We start from the raw sequence: 20,422 nt of genomic DNA on the forward strand, positions 1-20,422 counted from the left end.
GTCGAGGCACGTGGAAGGTGGACCGATGTACGCGGAGGAGCGCCAGCAGGCGATGGCCCACCTGATCAGTCGGCGCGGCCGGCTCTCGGTGGTCCAGCTGGCCGAGCAGTTCGAGGTCACCACCGAGACGGTGCGCCGCGACCTGTCCACGCTCGACCGGATGGGCCTGGTCCGACGCGTCCACGGCGGCGCCGTCCCGGCCGGCTCGCTCACCGTCATCGAGTCGGGCATCGGCGAGCGCGACCAGTCCAACACGCAGGCCAAGGAGGCCATCGCCAATGCCGCCGTCTCCCAGCTGCCGCCCCCGGACTCGGTGGTCGTGATCGACGCGGGCAGCACCACCGCGCGCTTCGCCGCCGCGCTCCCCCGCGACCACCGCCTGACCGTCATCACCCACGCCGTGCCGGTCGCGACCCGCCTGGCCGGGCTGCCCCAGATCGAGCTCCACCTGCTGCCGGGCAAGGTGCGTCCCACGACCCACGCCGCCGTCGGTGCCGAGACGGTCGCCGCGCTGTCCGACCTGCGCGCCGACGTCGCGTTCATCGCCACCAACGGCCTCACCGTCGGGCACGGGCTGACCACCCCCGACAGCGACGAGGCGGCGACGAAGCGGGCGATGATCGCCTGCGCGCGCAAGACCGTCGTGCTGGCCGACTCCACCAAGCTCGGCGTCGAGACCGCCGTCCGGTTCGCGACCCTCGACAGCCTCGACGTGCTCGTCACCGACAGCGACGTCGAGCCCGCCGACCGACGGGCGCTCGAGAGCGCCGGCATCGAGGTGGTGGTCGCATGATCCTCACCCTGACCCCCAACCCCAGCATCGACCGCACGGTCGCCCTCGACGGCGAGCTGTCCCGCGGCCAGGTCCACCGGGTGGCGTCGGTGACCTCGCAGGCGGGCGGCAAGGGCGTCAACATCTCCCGCGCCGCCGTCACCGCCGACATCCCCAGCATCGCCGTGGTGCCCGCCGCCAAGGAGGACCCCTTCGTCCTCGAGCTGCTCGGCGCCGGCATCGACTGCCGGCCGGTCCGCCCCGCCGGTGACGTGCGCGTGAACCTCACCATCACCGAGCCCGACGGCACGACCACCAAGCTCAACTCGCCCGGCGCCGAGGTGCTCCCCCTCCACCTCGAGCTGATGGCGCAGGCCGTGCTGGTCCGGGCCTCGAGCGCCGACTGGACGGTCCTCGCCGGGTCGTTGCCCGCGGGTGCCCCGCCGGACTACTACGCCGAGCTCGTACGACGACTGCGCGAGGTGGGCGGCCGCGTGGCCGTCGACACCAGCGACGCGCCCCTGCAGGCGCTCGTCGACGCGCTGCCGGCCTCCGCGCCCGACCTGATGAAGCCCAACGGCGAGGAGCTCGCCTCCTTCACCGGCGGCGACACCGACGAGCTGGAGAGCGACCCCCACGCGGCGGCCGCGGCCGCCCGCCAGCTCATCGACCGCGGCGTCGGTGCCGTGCTCGCCACCCTCGGCGGCAACGGCGCCGTGCTGGTGACGCCCGACGGCGCCTGGCACGCCACCCCGCCCCCCACCACAGTCGTGAGCACCGTCGGTGCGGGCGACTCCAGCCTCTTCGGCTACCTGCTCGGCGACATCCGGGGGCTACCCGCCCCGGAGCGCCTGGCACTGGCCGTCGCCTACGGCAGCGCCGCCGCAGGACTCCCCGGAACCACCATCCCCCAGCCCTCACAGCTCCGCACGGAGCTGGTCGGCGTCACCGCCCTCACCCCCTCTACGGGAGGCACAGCATGACCCCACTGATCACCACCGACCTCGTGCGGCTCGGTGCCGACTGGGGCTCGGACAAGCACGACGTCATCCGCGCCCTCGCCGGCGTCGTGGACGACGCGGGCCGAGCCACCAGCAGGGACCAGCTCGTCGAGGACGCGTTCGCACGCGAGTCCACCTCCGCGACCGGGCTGCCCGGCGGCATCGCCATCCCGCACTGCCGTACGACCGGCGTCGAGGTCCCGACCCTGGCCTTCGCGCGGCTCGATCCGCCCGTCGACTTCGGCGCCAAGGACGGCCCGGCCGACCTGGCATTCCTCATCGCGGCGCCCGCCGGCGGCGACGCCGACCACCTCACCATCCTCACCAAGCTCGCGCGTGCCCTCGTCAAGCCCGCCTTCACCGACGCGCTCCGGGCGGCCGAGAGCGACGAGGACGTCGTCGACCTGGTCACCCACGAGCTCGGCGAGCCCGCACCCGCGCCCAGGCACGCCGCCCCCGCGTCGGGAGCACCGTCCGGCACCGCCGTCCCCGGCGGTGGGGAGACCACCGCTCCCGCGCACGCCGCGAGCACCGCGGCGCCCGCGGCGACGGCCACGGCGGCCCCCGCGGCCACGACGTCCCTCGTCGCGGTCACCGCCTGCCCCACCGGCATCGCCCACACCTACATGGCCGCCGAGGCCCTCGAGGCGGCCGCCGCGCGCGCCGGGGTCGACCTGGCGGTCGAGACGCAGGGATCGGTGGGTGCGAAGCCGCTGCCGCACGACACGATCGCCCGCGCCGGAGCCGTGATCTTCGCCGTCGACGTCGGCGTGCGGGACCGCTCCCGGTTCGCCGGGAAGCCGATGGTCAGCTCGAGCGTGAAGCGACCGATCGACGACGCCGACGCCATGATCGCGGAGGCGCTGCGCTACGCGGCCGACCCTGCGAGCGCGCCGCGCGTGGAGGGCGATGCCTCCGGCGGGGGCGATGACGTCGCCGAGGAGTCATGGGGCGGACGCATCCGGCGGATCCTGATGACCGGCGTCTCCTACATGATCCCGTTCGTCGCGGCGGGCGGTCTGCTGATCGCCCTGAGCTTCCTGCTCGGCGGCTACGAGATCGTCGGCCCCTACGGCGACATCGCGGTGAACTACGGGATCTTCAACCTCCCCGACCCCCAGGCCCTCGGCCTCGACCACGCGCTGTTCGACTCGGGGCTGATGGCCTACCTGGGCGCGCTCTTCTTCATCATCGGCAAGACGGCCTTCGCGCTGTTCCTGCCTGCCCTCGCCGGCTACATCGCCTACGCCATCGCCGACCGGCCCGGCATCGCGCCGGGCTTCGTCCTGGGCGGGCTGTCCGCCAACCTGTTCAACGTGCAGACCTCCGACGGGGTCGCCTACCCGGCCACCGGGTTCATCGGCGCGATGATCGGCGGCGCGCTCGCGGGCATCGCGGCCCACTGGATCGCGAGCTGGAAGGTGCCGTCCTGGGCCCGTGGCCTGATGCCGGTCCTCGTCATCCCGCTGTTCGCGTCGGTGCTGGCCGGTCTGGCGATGCTCATCGTGCTCGGCAGGCCGATCTCCTGGCTGATGGACCAGCTGACCGAGGGGCTCAACTCGATGTCCGGCAGCAGCGCGATCCTCCTGGGGATCGTCCTGGGCCTGATGATGGCGTTCGACATGGGTGGTCCGCTCAACAAGGTCGCCTACACCTTCGCCGCCGTCGGCGTCGGAGGCGCGTCGTTGGCCAGCGACGCACCCGAGCTCCAGATCATGGCCGCGGTCATGCTGGCCGGCATGGTGCCGCCGATCGCGCTGGCGCTCGCCACGGTCCTGCGACCCAAGCTGTTCAACGTGCCGGAGCGGGAGAACGGGAAGGCCGGCTGGCTGCTGGGGCTGTCGTTCATCACCGAGGGGGCCATCCCCTTCGCCGCGGCCGACCCGCTGCGCGTGATCCCGGGCATCATGCTCGGCAGCGCCGTCACCGGCGGACTGTCGATGGCGATGGAGGTCGGCGTGCGCGCACCGCACGGAGGCATCTTCGTGCTGTTCGCCGTCGAGAACGTCCTCGGCTTCCTGATCGCGCTGGTCGCCGGCGTGGTCGTCGGTGCCGTCGCCGTCATCGCCCTCAAGTCGATGGGCACCAGCGACGCCGACGTCGCTACCGTCTGAGCACACCCAACGCCCGCAGCAACGACCACCACCAAGGAGCACCATGCCCAGCAAGTCCGTCGTCGTCGGCTCCGCCGTCGGCCTCCACGCCCGTCCCGCCGCGATCATCGCCGAGAAGGCCGCCGAGCTCGGCTCGGACGTCACCATCAACGGTGTCGACGCCAGCTCCTCGCTGATGATCATGACCCTGGGTGCCGGCAACGGTGACACCGTCGAGGTCGCCGGTGACGACCAGTCCGCGGTCGACACGATCGCCGCGCTGGTCGAGCAGGACCTCGACGCCTGATCGCAGGCACTGCCGTCGTGGGCGGTGCGCCAGCCACGTTCCGTACGTCGGACAGGTGGCTGACGCACCGCCCGCGTGCGTTTCCGGGCCCGACACGCGCATGAGCGGTGGCCCAGCCACCTCCGGAGCCGCAGCCACGTGGCTGGGGCACCGCCCGGGTCGGCGTCAGCGGCGCTCGCGGGTGACCAGGTAGACCGCGCGCATCCCGACCGCCCGCTCGAGCTGGCTCTCCACGACGGAGAAGAACTGCCGCCGGTAGGTCTCGTCGGTGACGGCCGAGACGGTGAAGTAGAAGCCGCTGAAGGACGCGAGGAACAACGACACCTTGACCAGCGAGAGCGACACGTTCGACAGCAGCGGCGCCTGACCCACGGTGTCGGCACCGGTCCACGCGAGCTGCGTCTCGGTCTCCATCACCAATGACCCGAACAGCATGAAGAACACGAAGACGGTCACCGACAGCAGCAGCACCTGCACCGACTGGATCACCAGCAGCACGAGGATGAGGTTCCAGCGCTCGAAGCCCGAGACCTGGGCGTGCTCCTGCGGGTCGACCAGCGGGTCGGCCGCGACCTCCCGGCTGGCCTGCTCCAGCGGCGTGCCGGCGCAGGCCCGCACGACGAAGTCGTCGTCGACCTTGTCGTCGACCCGGTCGACCTCCTCGGGCAGCCGCACGAGCAGGAACAGCACGGCCAGGCCGAACATCAGCAGCACGGTCAGCCACAGCAGCCCGAACGGCAGGTTGGTGGTCATCTGCCAGGCCTCGGCGTTGACGAAGAGGAACGTGACGAACACGAGCAGCAGCGGCAGCGCGCGCGAGGCCATCGGCACGAGGAAGCGCACGCTGCCCAGCGTGCGGGACAGCGCGAAGCCCAGGATCGGGCGCGCGTGCAGCGCCGTGGCGGCGTACCAGAGGAGGGCGAGGCCGGCGACGGAGAGCCAGACCGCCGGCCCGGCCTCGTACGGCGTCTCGGTGGCCCACGCCAGCAGGCCGACCCCCGCCGCCATCAGCAGCAGCACCACGGCGAGGGACACGAGCCGGCGCGCACGCAGCCCGTCGCGCGCGGCGGCGCGCTCCTCGGCGACGAAGTAGGGCAGGCCGTGGGCGAGGAACCAGGCCTCGACGGCCGTGTGGCCCGTCGTCACGCGAGCAGGTCCCGCGCGCGCCGGACGTCGTCGTGCATGGTCTCGATGAGGGCCTCCATGCCCTCGAACTTCACCATCCCGCGCAACCGGTCGACGAAGGCCACCTCCACCTCGACGCCGTAGAGCTCGAGGTCGTCGCGGTCGAGGACGTAGGACTCCACCCGGCGGTCGCGCTCGCCGTCGAAGGTCGGGTTGGTGCCGACGGAGATCGCCGCGGGGTAGGTCTCCCCCGTGTCGAGCCGGGTCAGCCGCCCGGCGTACACGCCGTCGGCGGGGGCGGCGTCGACCGGCGGGATCGGGACGTTGGCCGTCGGGTAGCCCATCTCGCGGCCCCGCTTGTCGCCCTCGACGACGGTGCCGCGGACGGTGAACGGGCGACCCAGCGCCTCCGCCGCCCCGGCGACGTCGCCGGTGGCCAGGCACTGGCGGACGTAGGTCGAGCTCCACACCTGCGGGCCGCCGTCGAGCGGCACGCCGACGGTCTCGAAGTCGCGGGTGGCCCCGGCCCCCACCAGCGTCGCGACCTCGCCGGCGGCCTTGGCACCGAAGCGGAAGTTGGACCCGACGACGACCGCGCGGGCGTGCAGCGTGCCGACGAGGACCCGGTCGATGAACTCCAGCGGCGACCACGACGCGATCTCGCGGTCGAAGCCGATCACCAGGATCGCGTCGACGCCGGCGGCCTCCAGCAGCCGCGCGCGCGTCCGGATCGAGGTCAGGGTGGGCGGGGCGTGCTCGGGCCGCAGCACCGCCATGGGGTGCGGGTCGAACGTCACCGCCACCACCGTGTCGATGCCCAGGCGCTCCGCGCTCGCCCGCGCCTCGCGGAGCACGTGGGCGTGCCCGAGGTGCACGCCGTCGAAGTTGCCGATGCTCACCACGGTGCGGCCGAGGTCGGCCGGCACGTCGTCGACGTCTCGCCAGATCTGCACCCGGGAAGCCTACTGGCGCGACACCTCGCGCCCGGCCTCCCCCACCCTCGCGCTAGACGAAGACCGCGACCGGCCTGGCCTGCTGCCCGCGCTGCTCGTAGAGCGCGAGGAACTCCCCGCCGGGGGCGAAGACCGCGTGCGGGCCGTCGCCGGGCAGGGTGAGGTCGAGCCCGCGACCGACCCGCACGTGGCCGGCCTGCTCCTCGTCGAGGTCGACGGAGGCGAACGTCGTGCGCGCGGCGTCGGCGATCGGCAGGACCGCGAAGTCGTCGGCCAGCTCCTCGAGGGTGCGCGCGACGGCGAGGTCGAAGGGCCCGACGGCCGTCCGCCGCAGCGCCGTGAGGTGGCCACCCACGCCGAGCGCGGCCCCGACGTCGCGCGCGATGGCGCGGACGTAGGTGCCGGACGAGCACCGGACCGAGATGTCCACGTCGAGGTGGTCGCCGGCGACGCGCTGGTCGCGCACCTCCAGCGAGTGGATCGTGACCGGGCGCGCCTTCAGCTCGACCTGCTCGCCGTCGCGGACGCGCTGGTAGGCCCGCTTGCCGTCGACCTTGATCGCGGAGACGGCCGTCGGGACCTGCAGGATGTCGCCCACGAGCTCGCCGAGCTCGGCCTCCACCAGCCCGGGCTGGAGGTGGGCGGCGGGGGTCGACGCGGTGACCTCGCCCTCCGCGTCGTCGGTGGTCGTCGACACGCCGAGCCGCACCGTGGCGTCGTACGCCTTCTCGGTGAGCACGAGGTGGCCGAGGAGCCGGGTGGCGCGGTCGACGCCCAGGACGAGGACGCCCGTGGCCATCGGGTCGAGCGTGCCGGCATGGCCGACCTTGCGGGTGCCGGCGAGCCGGCGGACCCGGGCCACCACGTCGTGCGAGGTCATGCCCGGGGCCTTGTCGACGACGACCAGACCGGGGTCGACCATCAGGCGCGGTCGTCCTCGTCGTCGAGGTCGTCGAGCTCGTCGAGGTCGTCCTCGTCGCCGGCCACCCGGGGCTTCTTGTAGGGGTCGGCGTCGCCGGCGTACGCCTCGACGCGACGGGCGGCGACCTCCTCGTCCTGCTGCCGGGCGCGCGCCAGGACCTCGTCGAGGGCGCGTGCGCTCTCGGGCAGGGCATCGGGGATGAACGTCAGCGACGGCACGATGCGCATCCCGAGCTGCTTGGCGACCTCGGAGCGGATCACGCCCTTGGCGGACTCGAGGGCGGCGGCCGTGCTGGCCAGCTCCTCCTCGGCGCCGAGCACCGTGTAGAAGATCGAGGCCTGCTGGGAGTCGCCGGTCACCCGGACGTCGGTGATGGTGACGAAGCCCAGGCGCGGGTCCTTGATCCGGCGCTCGAGCATCTCGGCGACGACCACCTGGATGCGGTCGGCGATCTTGCGCACGCGGGGGTTGCTCATGGTGCTCACTCTCTCAGAAGCGTCTTCAGCGATCCCCGGCTGACCGGGGATCGCTGAAGTCGTCAGGCTTTGCACGGGCCGACATGTTCGGTGATCCCCGGCTGACCGGGGATCACCGAACGGAGCCGGAGCCCCGCGCTGGGTGGTGCGCGGTGATCAGCTGCGCGGGATCTCGCGCATCTCGAAGGCCTCGACGATGTCGCCGATCTTGATGTCCTGGAAGTTCCGGAGCACCAGACCGCACTCGAAGCCCTCGCGGACCTCGGACGCGTCGTCCTTCTCGCGGCGCAGCGAGGCGAGGTCGAGGTTGTCGGCCACGACCGCACCGTCGCGCAGGACCCGCACCTTGGCGTTGCGGCGGATGAGGCCCGAGGTGACCATGCAGCCCGCGATGTTGCCGGCCTTGGACGAGCGGAAGATCTCGCGGATCTCCGCCTGGCCGAGGGTCGACTCCTCGTAGACGGGCTTCAGCATGCCCTTGAGCGCCGCCTCGATCTCCTCGATCGCCTGGTAGATGACCGAGTAGTAGCGGATCTCGACACCTTCCTTGTCGGCCATCTGGCTCGCCTTGCCCTGCGGGCGGACGTTGAAGCCGATGATGATGGCGTCGGAGGCGGCGGCGAGGTCGACGTTGGTCTCGGTGATGGCACCGACACCGCGGTCGATCACGCGGAGGGAGACCTCGTCGCCCACGTCGATCTGCGACAGCGCGTCCTCGAGCGCCTCGACCGAACCGGACACGTCGCCCTTGAGGATGAGGTTGAGCTCCTGGCTCTCGCCCTTCTCCATGGAGGCCATGAAGTCCTCGAGGCTGCGGCGCACGCGACGCTTGGCCTGCATGGCCGCCCGCTCGCGCGCCTCACGCTTCTCGGCGATCTGGCGGGCCATGCGGTCGTCCTCGACCACGATGAAGTTCTGGCCCGCGCCCGGCACCGCCGAGAGGCCCAGCACCATCGCCGGCCGCGACGGGTCGGCCTCGGTGATCTCCTGGCCGTGCTCGTCGAGCATGGCGCGCACGCGACCGTGGGCCGGACCGGCCACGATCGAGTCGCCGACGCGGAGCGTTCCGCGCTGGACGAGCACCGTGGCGACCGGACCGCGACCGCGGTCGAGGTGCGCCTCGACCACGAGGCCCTGGGCGTCCTGGTCGGGGTTGGCACGCAGGTCGAGCGACGCGTCGGCGGTGAGCACGACGGCCTCGAGCAGCTTGTCGAGGTTGAGGCCCGCCTTGGCCGAGACGTCGACGAACATCGCGTCGCCGCCGTACTCCTCGGGGATCAGGCCGTACTCGGTGAGCTGGCCACGGACCTTCGTCGAGTCGGCCTCCGGCTTGTCGATCTTGTTGACCGCGACCACGATCGGGACCTCGGCGGCCTTGGCGTGGTTGAGCGCCTCGACCGTCTGCGGCATCACGCCGTCGTCGGCCGCGACCACGAGGATCGCGATGTCGGTGGCCTGCGCACCACGGGCACGCATGGCGGTGAACGCCTCGTGACCCGGGGTGTCGATGAGGGTGATGCGACGGTCCTCGCCGTCGACCTCGGTGTGGACCTGGTAGGCACCGATGTGCTGGGTGATGCCACCGGCCTCCTTGTCGACCACGTTGGCGTCACGCAGCGCGTCGAGGAGCTTGGTCTTTCCGTGGTCGACGTGACCCATGACCGTGACGACCGGCGGACGGACGACCAGGTCGGCCTCGTCGCCCTCGTCGGCGCCGAACTCGAGGTCGAACGTCTCGAGCAGCTCGCGGTCCTCGTCCTCCGGGGACACGATCTGGACGACGTAGTTGAGCTCGTCGGCGAGCAGCTCGAACGTCTCGTCACCGACGGACTGGGTCGAGGTGACCATCTCGCCGAGCGAGAACAGCATCTGGACCAGGGCGGCCGCGTCGACGTTGATCTTCTCGGCGAAGTCGGTCAGCGACGCACCACGCGGCAGGCGAACGGTCTCGCCGTTGCCCTTGCGGACGCGCACGCCGCCGATGGTCGGGGCCTCCATGGCCTCGAACTCCTGGCGACGCGCCCGCTTCGACTTGCGACCGCGGCGCGACGGGCCACCGGGGCGACCGAAGGCACCCTGGGTCTGGCCACGCTGGCCGGGGCGACCGCCACCGGGACGGCCGCCACCGGACGGCCCGAAGCCGCCGGGACGACCGGGAGCGCCACCGGGGGCACCGGCGCCGGGACGACCCGGGGCACCGCCGCGACCGGGAGCACCCGGACGGCCGGGGCCGCCACCGGGGCCACCGCGGGCCGGACGCGCGCCCGGACCGTTGCCGAACGCCGCCGGGGACTTGGGCATCATCGCCGGGTTGGGGCGCGGCATGCCGGGACGTCCCTCGCCGCCGGCCGGCGGGCGCGGCGGACGGTTGTCGTCGCCACCGGTGCGCGGGGCGGGACGCTGGCCCATGCCCTGGCTCGGGGCGAACGGGTTGTTGCCCGGGCGCGGAGCGCCGGGACGACCGACAGGGCGCGGAGCCGGGCTCGGGGCCTTCGCGGCCGGGGCAGCAGGTGCCTCGGGCTCGGCCGGCGGGGCCTTGGGCTCGGCGGCGGGCGCCTTCGGGCCGGGCTTCGGACCGGGCCGGGCAGCGGGCGCCGCCGGCTCGGCCGCCGGGGCGGGCGCCTCGACGGGAGCCGCAGCGGGGGCCTCGGGGGCCTGCGGGGCCTCCGGGGCGGCGGGGGCCTCCGGGGCCTCGGTCGCCGCCGGTGCCGGTGCGGGCTTGGGGCCGGGCTTGGGCGCGGCCTTCTTGGCGGCGGGCTTCTCGGCCGGCGCCGCGGTCTCGGCGGGGGCTGCGGCCGCTGCGGCCTTCAGCTCGTCGCCGTACTGCTTCTTGAAGCGCATCTCGACGGGAGGCTCGACAGTCGACGATGCCGACTTGACGAACTCCCCCATCTCCTTGAGCTTCTCGAGAACGAACTTGCTCTCGACTCCGAACTCCTTGGCGAGTTCGTGGACTCGGGTCTTTGCCACGGTTGTTTCTGCTCCTTCTGGTCCGTGACCCCAGAAGGAGAGGGGAAACGGAACAGCTAGTGGGTGTGCAAACTCATCGCGAGTTACTCATCGAGTGCTCATGAGCTGCGTGCTCCAGTTTCTGGTCGGTGCTGCGGTGAATCGGACTGGTGGATCTCGGCGAGGCGGTCGAGGTGGTCAGCCACCGGCGCCGTGCTGAGCCCCTCGCCCGAGCGGAGGGCCCGGGGAAACGCTCGGCGTCGCACCGCGAGCTGCCAGCACTCGGGCGTGGGGTGGACGTGCGCCCCGCGGCCGGGTGCCCTGCGATCCGGATCGGGCACCAGGGCGGGTCTGCCCCCGGCGTCCGAGCCTGCGACCACGCGCAGCAACTCGCTCGCAGCAGCCCTGGTCCGGCAACCCACACAGGTCCGGACGGGTCCGGGCGCAGGGGTGTCAGACGTGGTGGCCACTGACCTCCACTCTAGCCGGTGTGGCCAGAGGTACACCAACTGACAGCCGTCGGTCGCCCCGTCACTCGGGGGTCGGGGCCTCGTCGGACCTGATGTCGATGCGCCAGCCGGTGAGCCGGGCGGCGAGGCGGGCGTTCTGCCCCTCCTTGCCGATGGCCAGGGAGAGCTGGTAGTCCGGCACGACCACCCGGCACGAGCGCGCCGCCAGGTCGACGATCTCCACCGCGTTCACCCGGGCCGGCGACAGCGCGTGCGCGACCAGCTCGGCAGGGTCCTCGGCCCAGTCGACGATGTCGATCTTCTCGCCGTGCAGCTCGCTCATCACGTTGCGCACGCGCTGGCCCATCGGACCGATGCAGGCGCCCTTGGCGTTGACGCCCGCGACGGTCGAGTGGACCGCGATCTTGGTGCGGTGTCCGGCCTCGCGGGCGATCGCGGCGACCTCGACGGTGCCGTCGGCGATCTCGGGCACCTCGAGCGCGAAGAGCTTCTTCACCAGGGTGGGGTGGGACCGCGACAGGGTGATCTGGGGGCCGCGCATGCCCTTGCGGACCGACGTGACCAGGCACTTGATGCGCTCTCCGTGGACGTACTTCTCCCCCGGCACGCGCTCGCTGACCGGCAGGACCGCCTCGATCTTGCCGAGGTCGACCATCACGTCGTCGGGGTTGCGCCCCTGCTGGATGATGCCGGAGATGATGTCGCCCTCCTTGCCGGAGAACTCGCCGAACTTGATCTCGTCCTCGGCGTCGCGCAGCCGCTGGAGCATGACCTGCTTGGCGGTCGTCGCGGCGATCCGGCCGAACCCCTGGGGCGTGTCGTCGTACTCCGGGCCGGCCGTGCCGTCCTCGTCGAGCTCGCGCGCCCACACGGTGACGTGACCGGTCTTGCGGTCCAGCTCCACCCGCGCGGGGTGCGACGACTCGGTGGCGCGCTGGTAGGCGGTGAGCAGGGCCTGCTCGATGGCCTCGGCCAGCACCTCGAAGGAGATCTCCTTCTCCCGCTCCAGCATGCGCAGGATGCTCAGGTCGATGTCCATCAGTCGTCCTTCTTCTCGGTCTTGCGGTTGAACTCGATCTGCACGAGCGCCTTGGCCACGTCGGCGTAGGCGAGCTCGTGCTGCGTGCCGGACACGTCGAGGGTCACCGACTCCTCCGACGAGGTCAGGATGCGGCCGGTCAGGCTCGACCCGTCGGTGAGCGTGGCCTTGACGAGGCGGTCCTCGTTGCGCCGCCAGTGGCGCGGCAGGGTGAGGGGCCGGTCGACACCGCGGGAGGTGACCTCGAGGGTGTACGGCATCTCGCCCATCACGTCGGACTCGTCGAGCACCCGCGAGACCTCGCGCGTCGCGTCGGCGACGTCGTCGAGGGTGACCCCGCCGTCCTTGTCGACGGCGACGCGCAGGACCCGGCGCTTGCCGGCCGGGGTGACCTCGACGGCCTCGACATCGAGCCCCATGGCTCGCAAGGGGTCGACCAGCTCCGCCTCGATGCGGTCCCGGGTGGCGTCCTGGTGGGGAGTGCTCATCGGGTTGCGACCTCCTTGTGTAGTTGTCCGAGGACCACGATAGCGGCCCTCGCCCGAGCCGCGACAACCACCGGTGACCGGTCCGGACCGGACCAGGGGGCGGCTAGGGTCAGGGGGTGCCCGGACGCCCGCTGACCCGTCGTACGACGGTGGGCATGGCGCTCCTCGCACCCTGGGCGGTGACCGCCTGCGACATCGACCCGCCGGCTCGCAGCGACGGTTCCACCGACTCCGAGCCGCCCCCGCCGGAGGACTCGGAGCACGTGACCGCGGTCGTCGTGGCGCTGGTCCGCGCCCGCTCGGTCGTGGAGGCCGCCACCCTCTCGGTCCCCGGGCTGACGCCCGTGCTGGAGCCGGTGGCGACCGCGCACGCCGCACACCTCGAGGTGCTGGCGGGTGCGGTCCCCGACGCGGACGTGCCGACCACGGCGCCGCCCCGGGTCCCCGCCGACCGGGCCCGGGCCCTGGCTGCGGTGCGGCGCTCGGAGCAGCGCCTGCTGCGCGAGGTGCGCGCCCGGTGCGTCGCCGCGGCCAGCGGCGACCTCGCGCGCGTGCTGGCGAGCGTGGCTGCGTCCACCGCCCAGCACGGCGCCGCGCTCGCCGACCCGCCGGCCGGAGGCGACGTGACATGAGCGTCCTCGACGCCCTGCAGGCGACCCTCGCCGACGAGCACGCTGCCCTCTACACCTACGGCGTCCTCGGCGCGCGGACCTCGCAGGCCAGCTCGCCCGCGCTCTTCGAGACGCTGACGGCCGGCTACCGCCGCCACCGGGCACGGCGCGACCAGCTGCAGCTCATGGTGCGCGACGCGGGCGGCGACCCGGTCGCGGCCGAGCCGGCCTACGACCTCGACGGCTCGCTGCTCCGTCCGCCGCAGCTCGAGCGAGCCGCGGCCGACCTCGAGGCCTCGAGTGTCGAGATGCTGCTCGCCCTCGTCGCGCAGTCGACGGGCGCCGTGCGGGAGTGGGCGCTCACCGAGGCGACCTGGTCGGCGGTGCACCGCCTCCGGCTCGGCGAGGTCGCCGAGACGTGGCCGGGCGCTCCCGAGCTCGACCGGGCCTGAGGGCCACGCCGAGGATCCTCCCCGACGGCCGCGTGCCGCCCCGTGCCCCGAGACAGGGAAGGCGGCCCGCGGCCTCAGCCCTTGGGAAAGTCCCGAGATCTCTCCCAAAGGCCGAGGACGCGGACCGCCAGTTGGGGTTGGTCAGCATCACCCTGTGTCGCCCAACCTGTGGGGGTGGTGGAGCGACATGCACAATCATGCATTCGATCCGGGCCGCGGGAAAGTAGGATCCACTTGCATGTTCCTGCAACGCACGAAGTTGCAGAAGTCCCACGCTCAGGACGACGCCGGGCCCGTGCTCAGGAGGCGCCGAGCCGTCGTACGACCGCGGGGACCTCGCGCAGGGACGTGATCGTCGCGTCCGGCTCTCCCTCGGTGTGGCCGACCTGGCTTGCGGGGATCGAGGAGTGCGGGACGTGGATCGCCCGCATCCCGGCGTGGTGGGCGCCCCACACGTCGTCGAAGAGCCGGTCCCCCACGTAGACGCACGCGGCCGGGTCGCTCACCCCGACGGCCTCCATCGCCGCCCGGAAGGCCAGCGGCGAGGGCTTCGTCCACGGGACCTCGCTGGTGTAGACGTCGCCGTCCACCAGGTCGTACACCCCGTCGCGCTCGAAGAAGCCGACGTGCCACTCCCGCGGCCAGATGGTGTTGGACAGCACGCCCACCTTCACCCCCGACGCGCGCAGCTCCTCCCACATGGGCCGCACCTCCGGGTCGGTCAGCGTGTGCGGCTCCCAGAACTCGTAGTAGGCGGCCAGCAGGTCGGGGTCGTGGTCGAGACCGGCCTCGAGGAAGAGGTCGGCGATGGTGGCGCTCTGCTGGTGGTCGCGGCTGCGCCCCCAGATGACGTCACCGGCGCGGTGCAGGCGCTCCGCGTGGGCATGGTGGTCGTCGTCCGGCGAGGGCGTACGACGTACGGCCTGGGCGAGCGCCACCGACTCGGCGTGGAAGTCCACGTCGTGCCAGCGCGTCAGGGTGCCGCCCCAGTCGAAGATGACCGCCTCGATGCGCACGCGAGTCATGTGCGTCAGCTGCGGACGATCTCGGTGATCCGCGCGACCGCGGAGCCGACCGCCACGTCCTCGCGCTCGCCGCTGCGGCGGTCGCGGACCTCGACGTTGCCGTCGGCCAGGCCGCGTCCCACGGTGACGATCGTCGGCACGCCGATGAGCTCGGCGTCCTTGAACTTCACGCCGGGGCTGACCTTGCCGGCGCGGTCGTCGAGGATCACCTCGACGCCGGCGGCCTTGAGGTCCTGGGCGAGCTGCTCGGCGGCCGAGAAGATCGCCTCGTCCTTGCCCGCGGCGACGACGTGGACGTCTGCGGGGGCGACGTTGCGCGGCCAGCACAGCCCGAGGTCGTCGAGCGTGCCCTCGGCGATGGCAGCCACGGCGCGGGACGGACCGATGCCGTAGGAGCCCATGGTGACCGTCACGAGCTTGCCGTTCTCGTCGAGCACCTTGAGGCCGAGCGCGTCGGCGTACTTGCGGCCGAGCTGGAAGATGTGGCCCATCTCGACACCGCGGGCGGACTCGAGGACACCGTCGTCGCCCCTGAGCGAGCACTGCGGGCAGGCGTCCCCGTCGCGCACGTCGGCGGCCTCGATGGTGCCGTCGGGTGTGAAGTCCCGGCCCACGACGAGGTCGAGGACGTGGGAGCCCGGCACGTTGGCGCCGGTGACCCAGCGGGTGCCCTCCACGACCCGGGGGTCGACGAGGTAGCGGATGCCGGACTTGGACTCCTCCCCCAGCACCTCGGGACCGATGTAGCCCTTGACCAGGGCGGGGTACCTCGCCATCTCGGCCTCGTCCATGGCCTCGACCTCGATCGGCTCGAGCTGGCCCTCGAGGCGCTTCTGGTCGACCTCGCGGTCACCGGGCACGCCGATCGCGAGCGGCTCGCGGGTGCCGTCGGGGTGCTTGAGGACGACGAGGACGTTCTTGAGGGTGTCGCCCGCGGCCCACGGGCGGTCGGCGCGGGGGTGGGCCTCGTTGAGGTGCGAGACCAGCGTGTCGATGGTCGGGGTGTCGGGGGTGTCCTCGGCGTGGGCGGCGGGCGCGTCGTCGTACGGCAGCGCGGGCGGCGCGGGCACGGTGACGGCCTCGACGTTGGCGGCGTAGTCGCAGTGCGTGCAGCGCACGTAGGTGTCCTCGCCCACCTCGGCCTTGGCGAGGAACTCCTCGCTCGCCGAGCCGCCCATCGCTCCCGAGGTGGCCTTGACGATGACGTACTCGAAGCCGAGCCGGTCGAAGATGCGGATGTAGGCGTTGCGGTGCTGCTGGTAGGACTCCTCGAGCCCGGCGTCGTCGACGTCGAAGGAGTAGGAGTCCTTCATGACGAACTCGCGACCGCGCAGCAGGCCGGCGCGCGGACGCGCCTCGTCGCGGTACTTGTTCTGGATCTGGTAGATCGAGAGCGGCAGGTCCTTGTAGGACGAGTAGAGGTCCTTCACCACCAGGGTGAACATCTCCTCGTGGGTGGGGCCGAGCAGGTAGTCGGCGCCCTTGCGGTCCTGCAGCCGGAAGATGTTGGGGCCGTAGTCGGCCCACCGCCCGGTCGCCTCGTAGGGCTCCTTGGGCAGCAGCGCGGGGAACGACAGCTCCTGGGCGCCGATCTCGTCCATCTCCTCGCGGATGATCGCCTCGATCCGGCGCAGGACGCGCAGGCCCAGCGGCAGCCAGGTGTAGATGCCGGGTGCGGCGCGGCGGATGTAGCCCGCGCGGACGAGAAGCTTGTGGCTCGGCACCTCGGCGTCGTTCGGGTCGTCGCGCAGCGTGCGCACGAACAGGGTCGACATGCGGAGGAGGCGGCCAGTCATGTGCGCAACGATAGGGGTGGGCCTCGCGGCACCGCGAACCAGATTCGTCCGTGGTCACGGGCAACCTGCGCGCGGGGCACGACGTCTCCTCCAGGAGGAGCACGTCTCAGGGTGACCACAGGGGGACCGCCATGCGCAGCACCATCACCACCGCACTCGCCGCCGGTGTCGTGGCGACCGCCGCACTCGTCGTACCGGCCGCGGCCGCCGCTCCGACCGTCGACCTGCAGCCGCAGGCGTTGGCCCGCGGCGCCGACATCGCCGTCCCGCACGTGGAGGACGGTGTCCTCGTCGACGGGGAGCGCCGCATCGAGCTGCCGGGCACGGACGGGAAGGTCCTCGGCGCGTCGGGGGTCGCCTGGGTCGCCGCGACCTGGACGAACAACCGGGTCGGCGAGCAGCGGCGCGCCCGGATCGTGCGGGTCGAGCCCGACGGGGCGGTGCGCACGGTCTTCGTCGGCTTCGAGTCGCGCTGGGCGCTGCTCAGCGAGGACGGCTCGCGACTGGTGACGACGGCGGAGTCCGGCTTTCGCAGGACGGCGGTCACGGTGCGGTCAGCGACCGACGGCTCCGAGGTCCGCAGCCGGGTCTTCGACGGCTGGCCCCAGGCCGTCACGGCCGACGGACGCAAGGTCGTGGTGCAGACGATGCGACGCACCGTGCTGTGGCGCGTCGGGCCGGACCGCGTCCGGACCGTGACGCGCGATGCCGCCGGCGCCGTCAGCATCGAGCACGACCTGCTCGCCACCTCCACCGACGACCCCTACGTCGGGGGGTGCACGCGTCTGGTCCGGTTGAGCGACCCGGGCACGACGGTGTGGCGGTCCTGCAAGGAGCGCGTCGCCGCCATCTCGCCCGACGGCACACAGCTGCTGACCTTCCACATCCTCACCGACGGCGTGGGCCCGGGCAGGATCACCCTGCGCACCCTCCGCGGGAAGCGGCTGGCCACCTGGACGACCGGGTGGTTCAACGGCTGGCAGTGGGAGTCGCCCGGGACGGTGCTGCTCGAGGTGAACGGCACGCGCAGGGCCTCGACCGTGCGCTGCACGCTCTCGCAGTGCGAGAACGCCACCGACCCGGTCAAGGTCACGCCGCCCTGATCACACGACCCGGGGTCGATCCCCCGCTCGCCGCGCTCCCGGCGCACGGCCCGGGTGTGGCGGCAGATCGCAACCGACGGACTCCTCCACCTCCGATGTGCCGCCACCCCAACGGCGGTCAGTCCTGGGGGTGGCGGCAGATCGCAACCGACAGGCCCGTCCCTGTGCGGTGTGCCGCCACCGCGCAGCGACAGCGCCTTCAGATCCCCAGGACGGTGAACGACGCCGCGGTCGCGGCGAGCACGGCGTCGCCGGCCGCGGCCTCGCGAGCCGCGAGCATCGCGTCGCCCAGGCCACCGCCCCCGCGGAGCCGGGCGTGCAGCGCGACCATCACGTCGACGGTCGCGGCGTCGTCGACCTCGGCGAGGCTGGAGACCACGCCGGCGGTGCCCATCGACAGCAGCGCCGCCGCGAGGCCGAGGAGCTCCTGGTCGCCGACCGGCTGCATGACACCGGACTCGCAGGCCGACAGCACGACCCGGTGAGGCGGGCGCTCGAGGCCCTGCAGGTCGTGGACGAGGAGGGGTCCGTCGGCGAGGGTGAGCGACGAGAACAGCGGGCTGTCCTCGCGGAAGTGACCGTGGGCGGCGACGTGCGCCAGCGCCGCGCCGTCGAGCGCCCGGAGCGCTGCGGAGACCGTGGCCTCGTCGCCGTCGAGCACCTCGGCGTCAGGGTCCTGGGAGGCCACCGCCGGCACCTCGGCGCCGCCGCTGCCCAGGCCAGGTCCGACCAGCATGACCCGTCGCTCGTCGACAGGGACCGATGAGCGGGCGCGCAGCCACAGCCGCGCCGACGGGGTGCCCGTCACCGGCCGCCTCGCCAGAGACGGAAGGAGGCCCCACGGAACGCCCTGCAGCGCAGCGGGTGCGCAGACCACGACACGCTGCTCCCCCAGGCTGGTGAGCGCGTCGCCGAGCAACGCACGCTCCAGCCGGGCGCCCGCGACCTCGAGCTGCGCCCGGCGCCCTCGCGCGGCCTGGCGCAGGCTGAAGAGGGCGAAGTCCACCGCGGCGGCAGCGGCCGCTGACCCGCCGACCACCCGGTGGCGTACGCGCCCGCGTCCCGCCACGAGCGCGTGCAGGACCCCGTCGAGCTCGGTCAGCTCCACGAGCACGGTGTCGTCCTCGGTGACAGCCTCGAGGAGGGCCCCGACGCCGAGCACCTGCGCCGTCTCCCCTGTTCCGCGCTCGTGCAGCAGCCGACGTCGTACCTGTTGCTCGAGCCGGACTGCGCGCGCCTCGAGGGCGTCCGTGAGGGCTCCCGTCGCCCGCGCCTCGTCGAGGCGTTGGCGTTGCGCCCGGAGCGCGACCAGGTCGGCGCGGGTCCCTGGGTCGTGACCGGTCGTGCCCACGGGCGTGGCGAGCGCGGTCGCCCGCCACCGTTCCGACCACCGCAGCAGCTGCCGGGGATCACCGCTGGTCATCGCGGCCCGGGTACCGAGCTCAGCGAGGTCGGAACCGTGACCGGCTGATCCGGCTCGCAGCTCCAGGCTCCCGAGGGTCGCCTGGTGTGCATCGAGCGCCTGGAGGCCGCGCTCGCAGGCGCGGAGCACCCCACCCACGTCGCCGGCGGCGTCTCTCCTCCTGGCCGCCGCGAGCCAGCCGAGAGCCCGGGTGGTGCCGATGTCCGCGTTCCTGAAGGAGCTCGCCTCCTCGAGCCACTGGTCCACCAGCGATCCCGCCCGGGCACCCCGCACGCGGGTGCCGACACGAGCACCCAGGAGCAGCGCCTGCGGCAGCTCGGGAGCCGCTGCTTCCCGAGCTGCTGCCACCAGCGCCTCGACCCGGTGCAGCAGCCGGGAAGGGCGAGCGGTCTCTTCGGCACGTGCCGAGATCGCGAACAGCTCGGCCCTGATCCAGTGCCGCTCTCGGCCCTGCCTCCGGAACAGGCGGCACGCCGCGTCCGCTGCCGACCTCGCGCGCGCCCGGTCACCCGCAGCCACGGCAGCGCCGGCGAGTGCCAGCCGCAGGTCTGCCTGCTCGACCTCGATGAGGGGACGCGCGTCGAGAGCGCGCTCCACCACCTCCAGCGCGTCTGCCGGCATGCCGGCGGCGAGGTAGACGCTGCACCGGTCGTAGACGAGGTCCACGCTCGTCATGTCGAGGGCGTCGAAACGGTCGCTGGCATCCGCGTAGGCCTCGAGCGCGCGGGGCAGGTCGCCTTCGAGGAAGGCGAGCCACCCCACTGTGTGGACGCCGACGGCGATCGCCGCCCGCTCGCCCAGCGCCGCGTGGATCCGCATGGACTCGTCGAACGCGCGCCGCGCGGCCTCGAGGTCACCGAGCCCGGTCCGGGTGAGTCCCTCCAGGTGGAGGGCTCGAGCCCTCCACACGTCGTCGTCGGAACCGTCCAGGATCTCGAGCGCACGAGACAGGTCGTCGGCGCCTGCCTCGAAGTCCTCCAGGGTGAAGCTCAGGACGCGCGCCCTCCGCACGAGCACGCGGGCCAGCGGCAGCCCGTCGAGCTCGGCGGCGGCGCGGTCCAGCTGGGCGAGGCCCTCGCGCGTGCGCCCGGCGTAGACGAGCGTGCCGCCCAGCGTCGCACGGACGTCGGCCGCGCGGTCCCCGTCGACCCGTCGGGCGAGGGCCAGGGCCCGGCGCAGGTGCGCGAGCGCCTCGTCCGTCCGGCCGCTGTCGCGGAGCACGATGCCGACGACCTGGTGCCCGATGGAGGCGAGGGCCGGGTGGGGGTCGGGCACGAGCTCGGCCAGCGCCCTCGTCCTCGCGCCCTCGGGGTCGGCGAAGAGCGTGCGCAGCAGCTCCTCCGCCTCTCCCCTGTCCACCCGGCCATCCTTGCCGATCCCAGGCGGAAAGGCGGCCGAAACCTCTCCACGCGACGAC

The 20,422-nt window shown here is 72.9% G+C and carries 18 protein-coding genes; 7 read left to right on the plus strand and 11 right to left on the minus strand.

Translation table 11 applies throughout. From position 1 onward, the window contains the following. Positions 1-25: 25 nt before the first annotated feature. From NYO98_RS15070 to NYO98_RS15085, 4 genes are read left to right on the plus strand one after another with little or no spacing between them, the layout of a single operon-like run. Positions 26-793 carry a DeoR/GlpR family DNA-binding transcription regulator gene (locus NYO98_RS15070; protein WP_268112560.1) on the plus strand — a complete coding sequence of 256 codons (768 nt, stop codon included), beginning with the start codon at positions 26-28 and terminating at the stop codon, positions 791-793. Beyond that, on the plus strand, positions 790-1,755 hold the full coding sequence (locus tag NYO98_RS15075) for a 1-phosphofructokinase family hexose kinase (RefSeq protein WP_268112561.1): 966 nt from the start codon (positions 790-792) through the stop codon (positions 1,753-1,755). Before NYO98_RS15070 ends, NYO98_RS15075 begins: the two co-directional genes overlap by 4 nt. Next, a complete protein-coding gene (locus NYO98_RS15080; protein ID WP_268112562.1) occupies positions 1,752-3,887 on the plus strand; it encodes a PTS fructose transporter subunit IIABC in 2,136 nt (711 codons plus the stop codon). The genes NYO98_RS15075 and NYO98_RS15080 overlap by 4 nt, the downstream gene beginning before the upstream one ends. A gap of 43 nt (positions 3,888-3,930) precedes the next feature. Beyond that, entirely contained in the window at positions 3,931-4,173 is a 243-nt protein-coding gene (locus NYO98_RS15085) for an HPr family phosphocarrier protein (protein WP_210438196.1), read from the plus strand. A gap of 165 nt (positions 4,174-4,338) precedes the next feature. Here NYO98_RS15085 and NYO98_RS15090 read toward each other — a convergent pair whose 3' ends face one another. The 8 genes from NYO98_RS15090 to rimP form a co-directional block, all read right to left on the minus strand. Next, complete coding sequence (locus NYO98_RS15090; protein ID WP_268112563.1) at positions 4,339-5,319, minus strand: hypothetical protein; 981 nt, start codon at positions 5,317-5,319, stop codon at positions 4,339-4,341. Continuing rightward, a complete protein-coding gene (locus NYO98_RS15095) occupies positions 5,316-6,251 on the minus strand; it encodes a bifunctional riboflavin kinase/FAD synthetase (protein ID WP_268112564.1) in 936 nt (311 codons plus the stop codon). The genes NYO98_RS15090 and NYO98_RS15095 overlap by 4 nt, the downstream gene beginning before the upstream one ends. Positions 6,252-6,303: 52 nt before the next feature. Then, positions 6,304-7,173: a tRNA pseudouridine(55) synthase TruB gene (gene truB / locus NYO98_RS15100; RefSeq protein ID WP_268112565.1), complete on the minus strand. Its 870-nt coding sequence runs from the start codon at positions 7,171-7,173 to the stop codon at positions 6,304-6,306. Further along, positions 7,173-7,649 carry a 30S ribosome-binding factor RbfA gene (gene rbfA, locus NYO98_RS15105; RefSeq protein WP_268112566.1) on the minus strand — a complete coding sequence of 159 codons (477 nt, stop codon included), beginning with the start codon at positions 7,647-7,649 and terminating at the stop codon, positions 7,173-7,175. The genes truB and rbfA overlap by 1 nt, the downstream gene beginning before the upstream one ends. Before the next feature lie 156 nt (positions 7,650-7,805). Beyond that, positions 7,806-10,619: a translation initiation factor IF-2 gene (infB, locus tag NYO98_RS15110; protein ID WP_268112567.1), complete on the minus strand. Its 2,814-nt coding sequence runs from the start codon at positions 10,617-10,619 to the stop codon at positions 7,806-7,808. Between the two features lie 98 nt (positions 10,620-10,717). Next, the gene (locus NYO98_RS15115; protein WP_326494456.1) at positions 10,718-11,104 is read right to left on the minus strand and encodes a YlxR family protein; all 387 of its coding nucleotides are present in this window, start codon (positions 11,102-11,104) and stop codon (positions 10,718-10,720) included. A 25-nt stretch (positions 11,105-11,129) separates the two neighbouring features. After that, positions 11,130-12,107, minus strand: coding sequence for a transcription termination factor NusA (gene nusA, locus NYO98_RS15120; protein WP_268112568.1), 978 nt, complete (start codon positions 12,105-12,107; stop codon positions 11,130-11,132). Next, positions 12,107-12,595 carry a ribosome maturation factor RimP gene (gene rimP, locus NYO98_RS15125; RefSeq protein WP_268112569.1) on the minus strand — a complete coding sequence of 163 codons (489 nt, stop codon included), beginning with the start codon at positions 12,593-12,595 and terminating at the stop codon, positions 12,107-12,109. Before rimP ends, nusA begins: the two co-directional genes overlap by 1 nt. Positions 12,596-12,711: 116 nt before the next feature. Between rimP and NYO98_RS15130 the strand changes: the two genes are divergently transcribed. Both NYO98_RS15130 and NYO98_RS15135 read left to right on the plus strand, forming a co-directional pair. After that, entirely contained in the window at positions 12,712-13,227 is a 516-nt protein-coding gene (locus tag NYO98_RS15130; protein WP_268112570.1) for a hypothetical protein, read from the plus strand. Next, the gene (locus NYO98_RS15135) at positions 13,224-13,658 is read left to right on the plus strand and encodes a ferritin-like domain-containing protein (protein ID WP_268112571.1); all 435 of its coding nucleotides are present in this window, start codon (positions 13,224-13,226) and stop codon (positions 13,656-13,658) included. Before NYO98_RS15130 ends, NYO98_RS15135 begins: the two co-directional genes overlap by 4 nt. 299 nt (positions 13,659-13,957) lie before the next feature. Here the strand turns inward: NYO98_RS15135 and NYO98_RS15140 are convergent, their stop codons facing one another. Beyond that, positions 13,958-14,683 carry an HAD family hydrolase gene (locus tag NYO98_RS15140; protein WP_268112572.1) on the minus strand — a complete coding sequence of 242 codons (726 nt, stop codon included), beginning with the start codon at positions 14,681-14,683 and terminating at the stop codon, positions 13,958-13,960. Between the two features lie 5 nt (positions 14,684-14,688). Next, entirely contained in the window at positions 14,689-16,479 is a 1,791-nt protein-coding gene (locus NYO98_RS15145; RefSeq protein ID WP_268112573.1) for a proline--tRNA ligase, read from the minus strand. Positions 16,480-16,610: 131 nt separating this feature from the next. Here NYO98_RS15145 and NYO98_RS15150 point away from each other — a divergent pair, with 131 nt between their 5' ends. After that, a complete protein-coding gene (locus tag NYO98_RS15150) occupies positions 16,611-17,582 on the plus strand; it encodes a hypothetical protein (RefSeq protein ID WP_268112574.1) in 972 nt (323 codons plus the stop codon). 199 nt (positions 17,583-17,781) lie between these two features. Here NYO98_RS15150 and NYO98_RS15155 read toward each other — a convergent pair whose 3' ends face one another. Next, positions 17,782-20,364 (minus strand): CHAT domain-containing protein, encoded by a 2,583-nt coding sequence (locus NYO98_RS15155; protein WP_268112575.1) that lies wholly within the window; start codon positions 20,362-20,364, stop codon positions 17,782-17,784. Positions 20,365-20,422 lie beyond the last annotated feature (58 nt).

Source organism: Nocardioides pini, assembly GCF_026712185.1.
Classification (GTDB): Bacteria; Actinomycetota; Actinomycetes; order Propionibacteriales; family Nocardioidaceae; genus Nocardioides; species Nocardioides pini.

Coding starts and splice junctions, on each gene's coding strand:
- NYO98_RS15070 (WP_268112560.1), top strand. CDS start 26: ATGTACGCGGAGGAGCGCCAGCAGGCGATGGCCCACCTGATCAGTCGG.
- NYO98_RS15075 (WP_268112561.1), top strand. CDS start 790: ATGATCCTCACCCTGACCCCCAACCCCAGCATCGACCGCACGGTCGCC.
- NYO98_RS15080 (WP_268112562.1), top strand. CDS start 1,752: ATGACCCCACTGATCACCACCGACCTCGTGCGGCTCGGTGCCGACTGG.
- NYO98_RS15085 (WP_210438196.1), top strand. CDS start 3,931: ATGCCCAGCAAGTCCGTCGTCGTCGGCTCCGCCGTCGGCCTCCACGCC.
- truB (WP_268112565.1), bottom strand. CDS start 7,173: ATGGTCGACCCCGGTCTGGTCGTCGTCGACAAGGCCCCGGGCATGACC.
- rbfA (WP_268112566.1), bottom strand. CDS start 7,649: ATGAGCAACCCCCGCGTGCGCAAGATCGCCGACCGCATCCAGGTGGTC.
- nusA (WP_268112568.1), bottom strand. CDS start 12,107: ATGGACATCGACCTGAGCATCCTGCGCATGCTGGAGCGGGAGAAGGAG.
- rimP (WP_268112569.1), bottom strand. CDS start 12,595: ATGAGCACTCCCCACCAGGACGCCACCCGGGACCGCATCGAGGCGGAG.
- NYO98_RS15135 (WP_268112571.1), top strand. CDS start 13,224: ATGAGCGTCCTCGACGCCCTGCAGGCGACCCTCGCCGACGAGCACGCT.
- NYO98_RS15140 (WP_268112572.1), bottom strand. CDS start 14,683: ATGACTCGCGTGCGCATCGAGGCGGTCATCTTCGACTGGGGCGGCACC.
- NYO98_RS15145 (WP_268112573.1), bottom strand. CDS start 16,479: ATGACTGGCCGCCTCCTCCGCATGTCGACCCTGTTCGTGCGCACGCTG.
- NYO98_RS15150 (WP_268112574.1), top strand. CDS start 16,611: ATGCGCAGCACCATCACCACCGCACTCGCCGCCGGTGTCGTGGCGACC.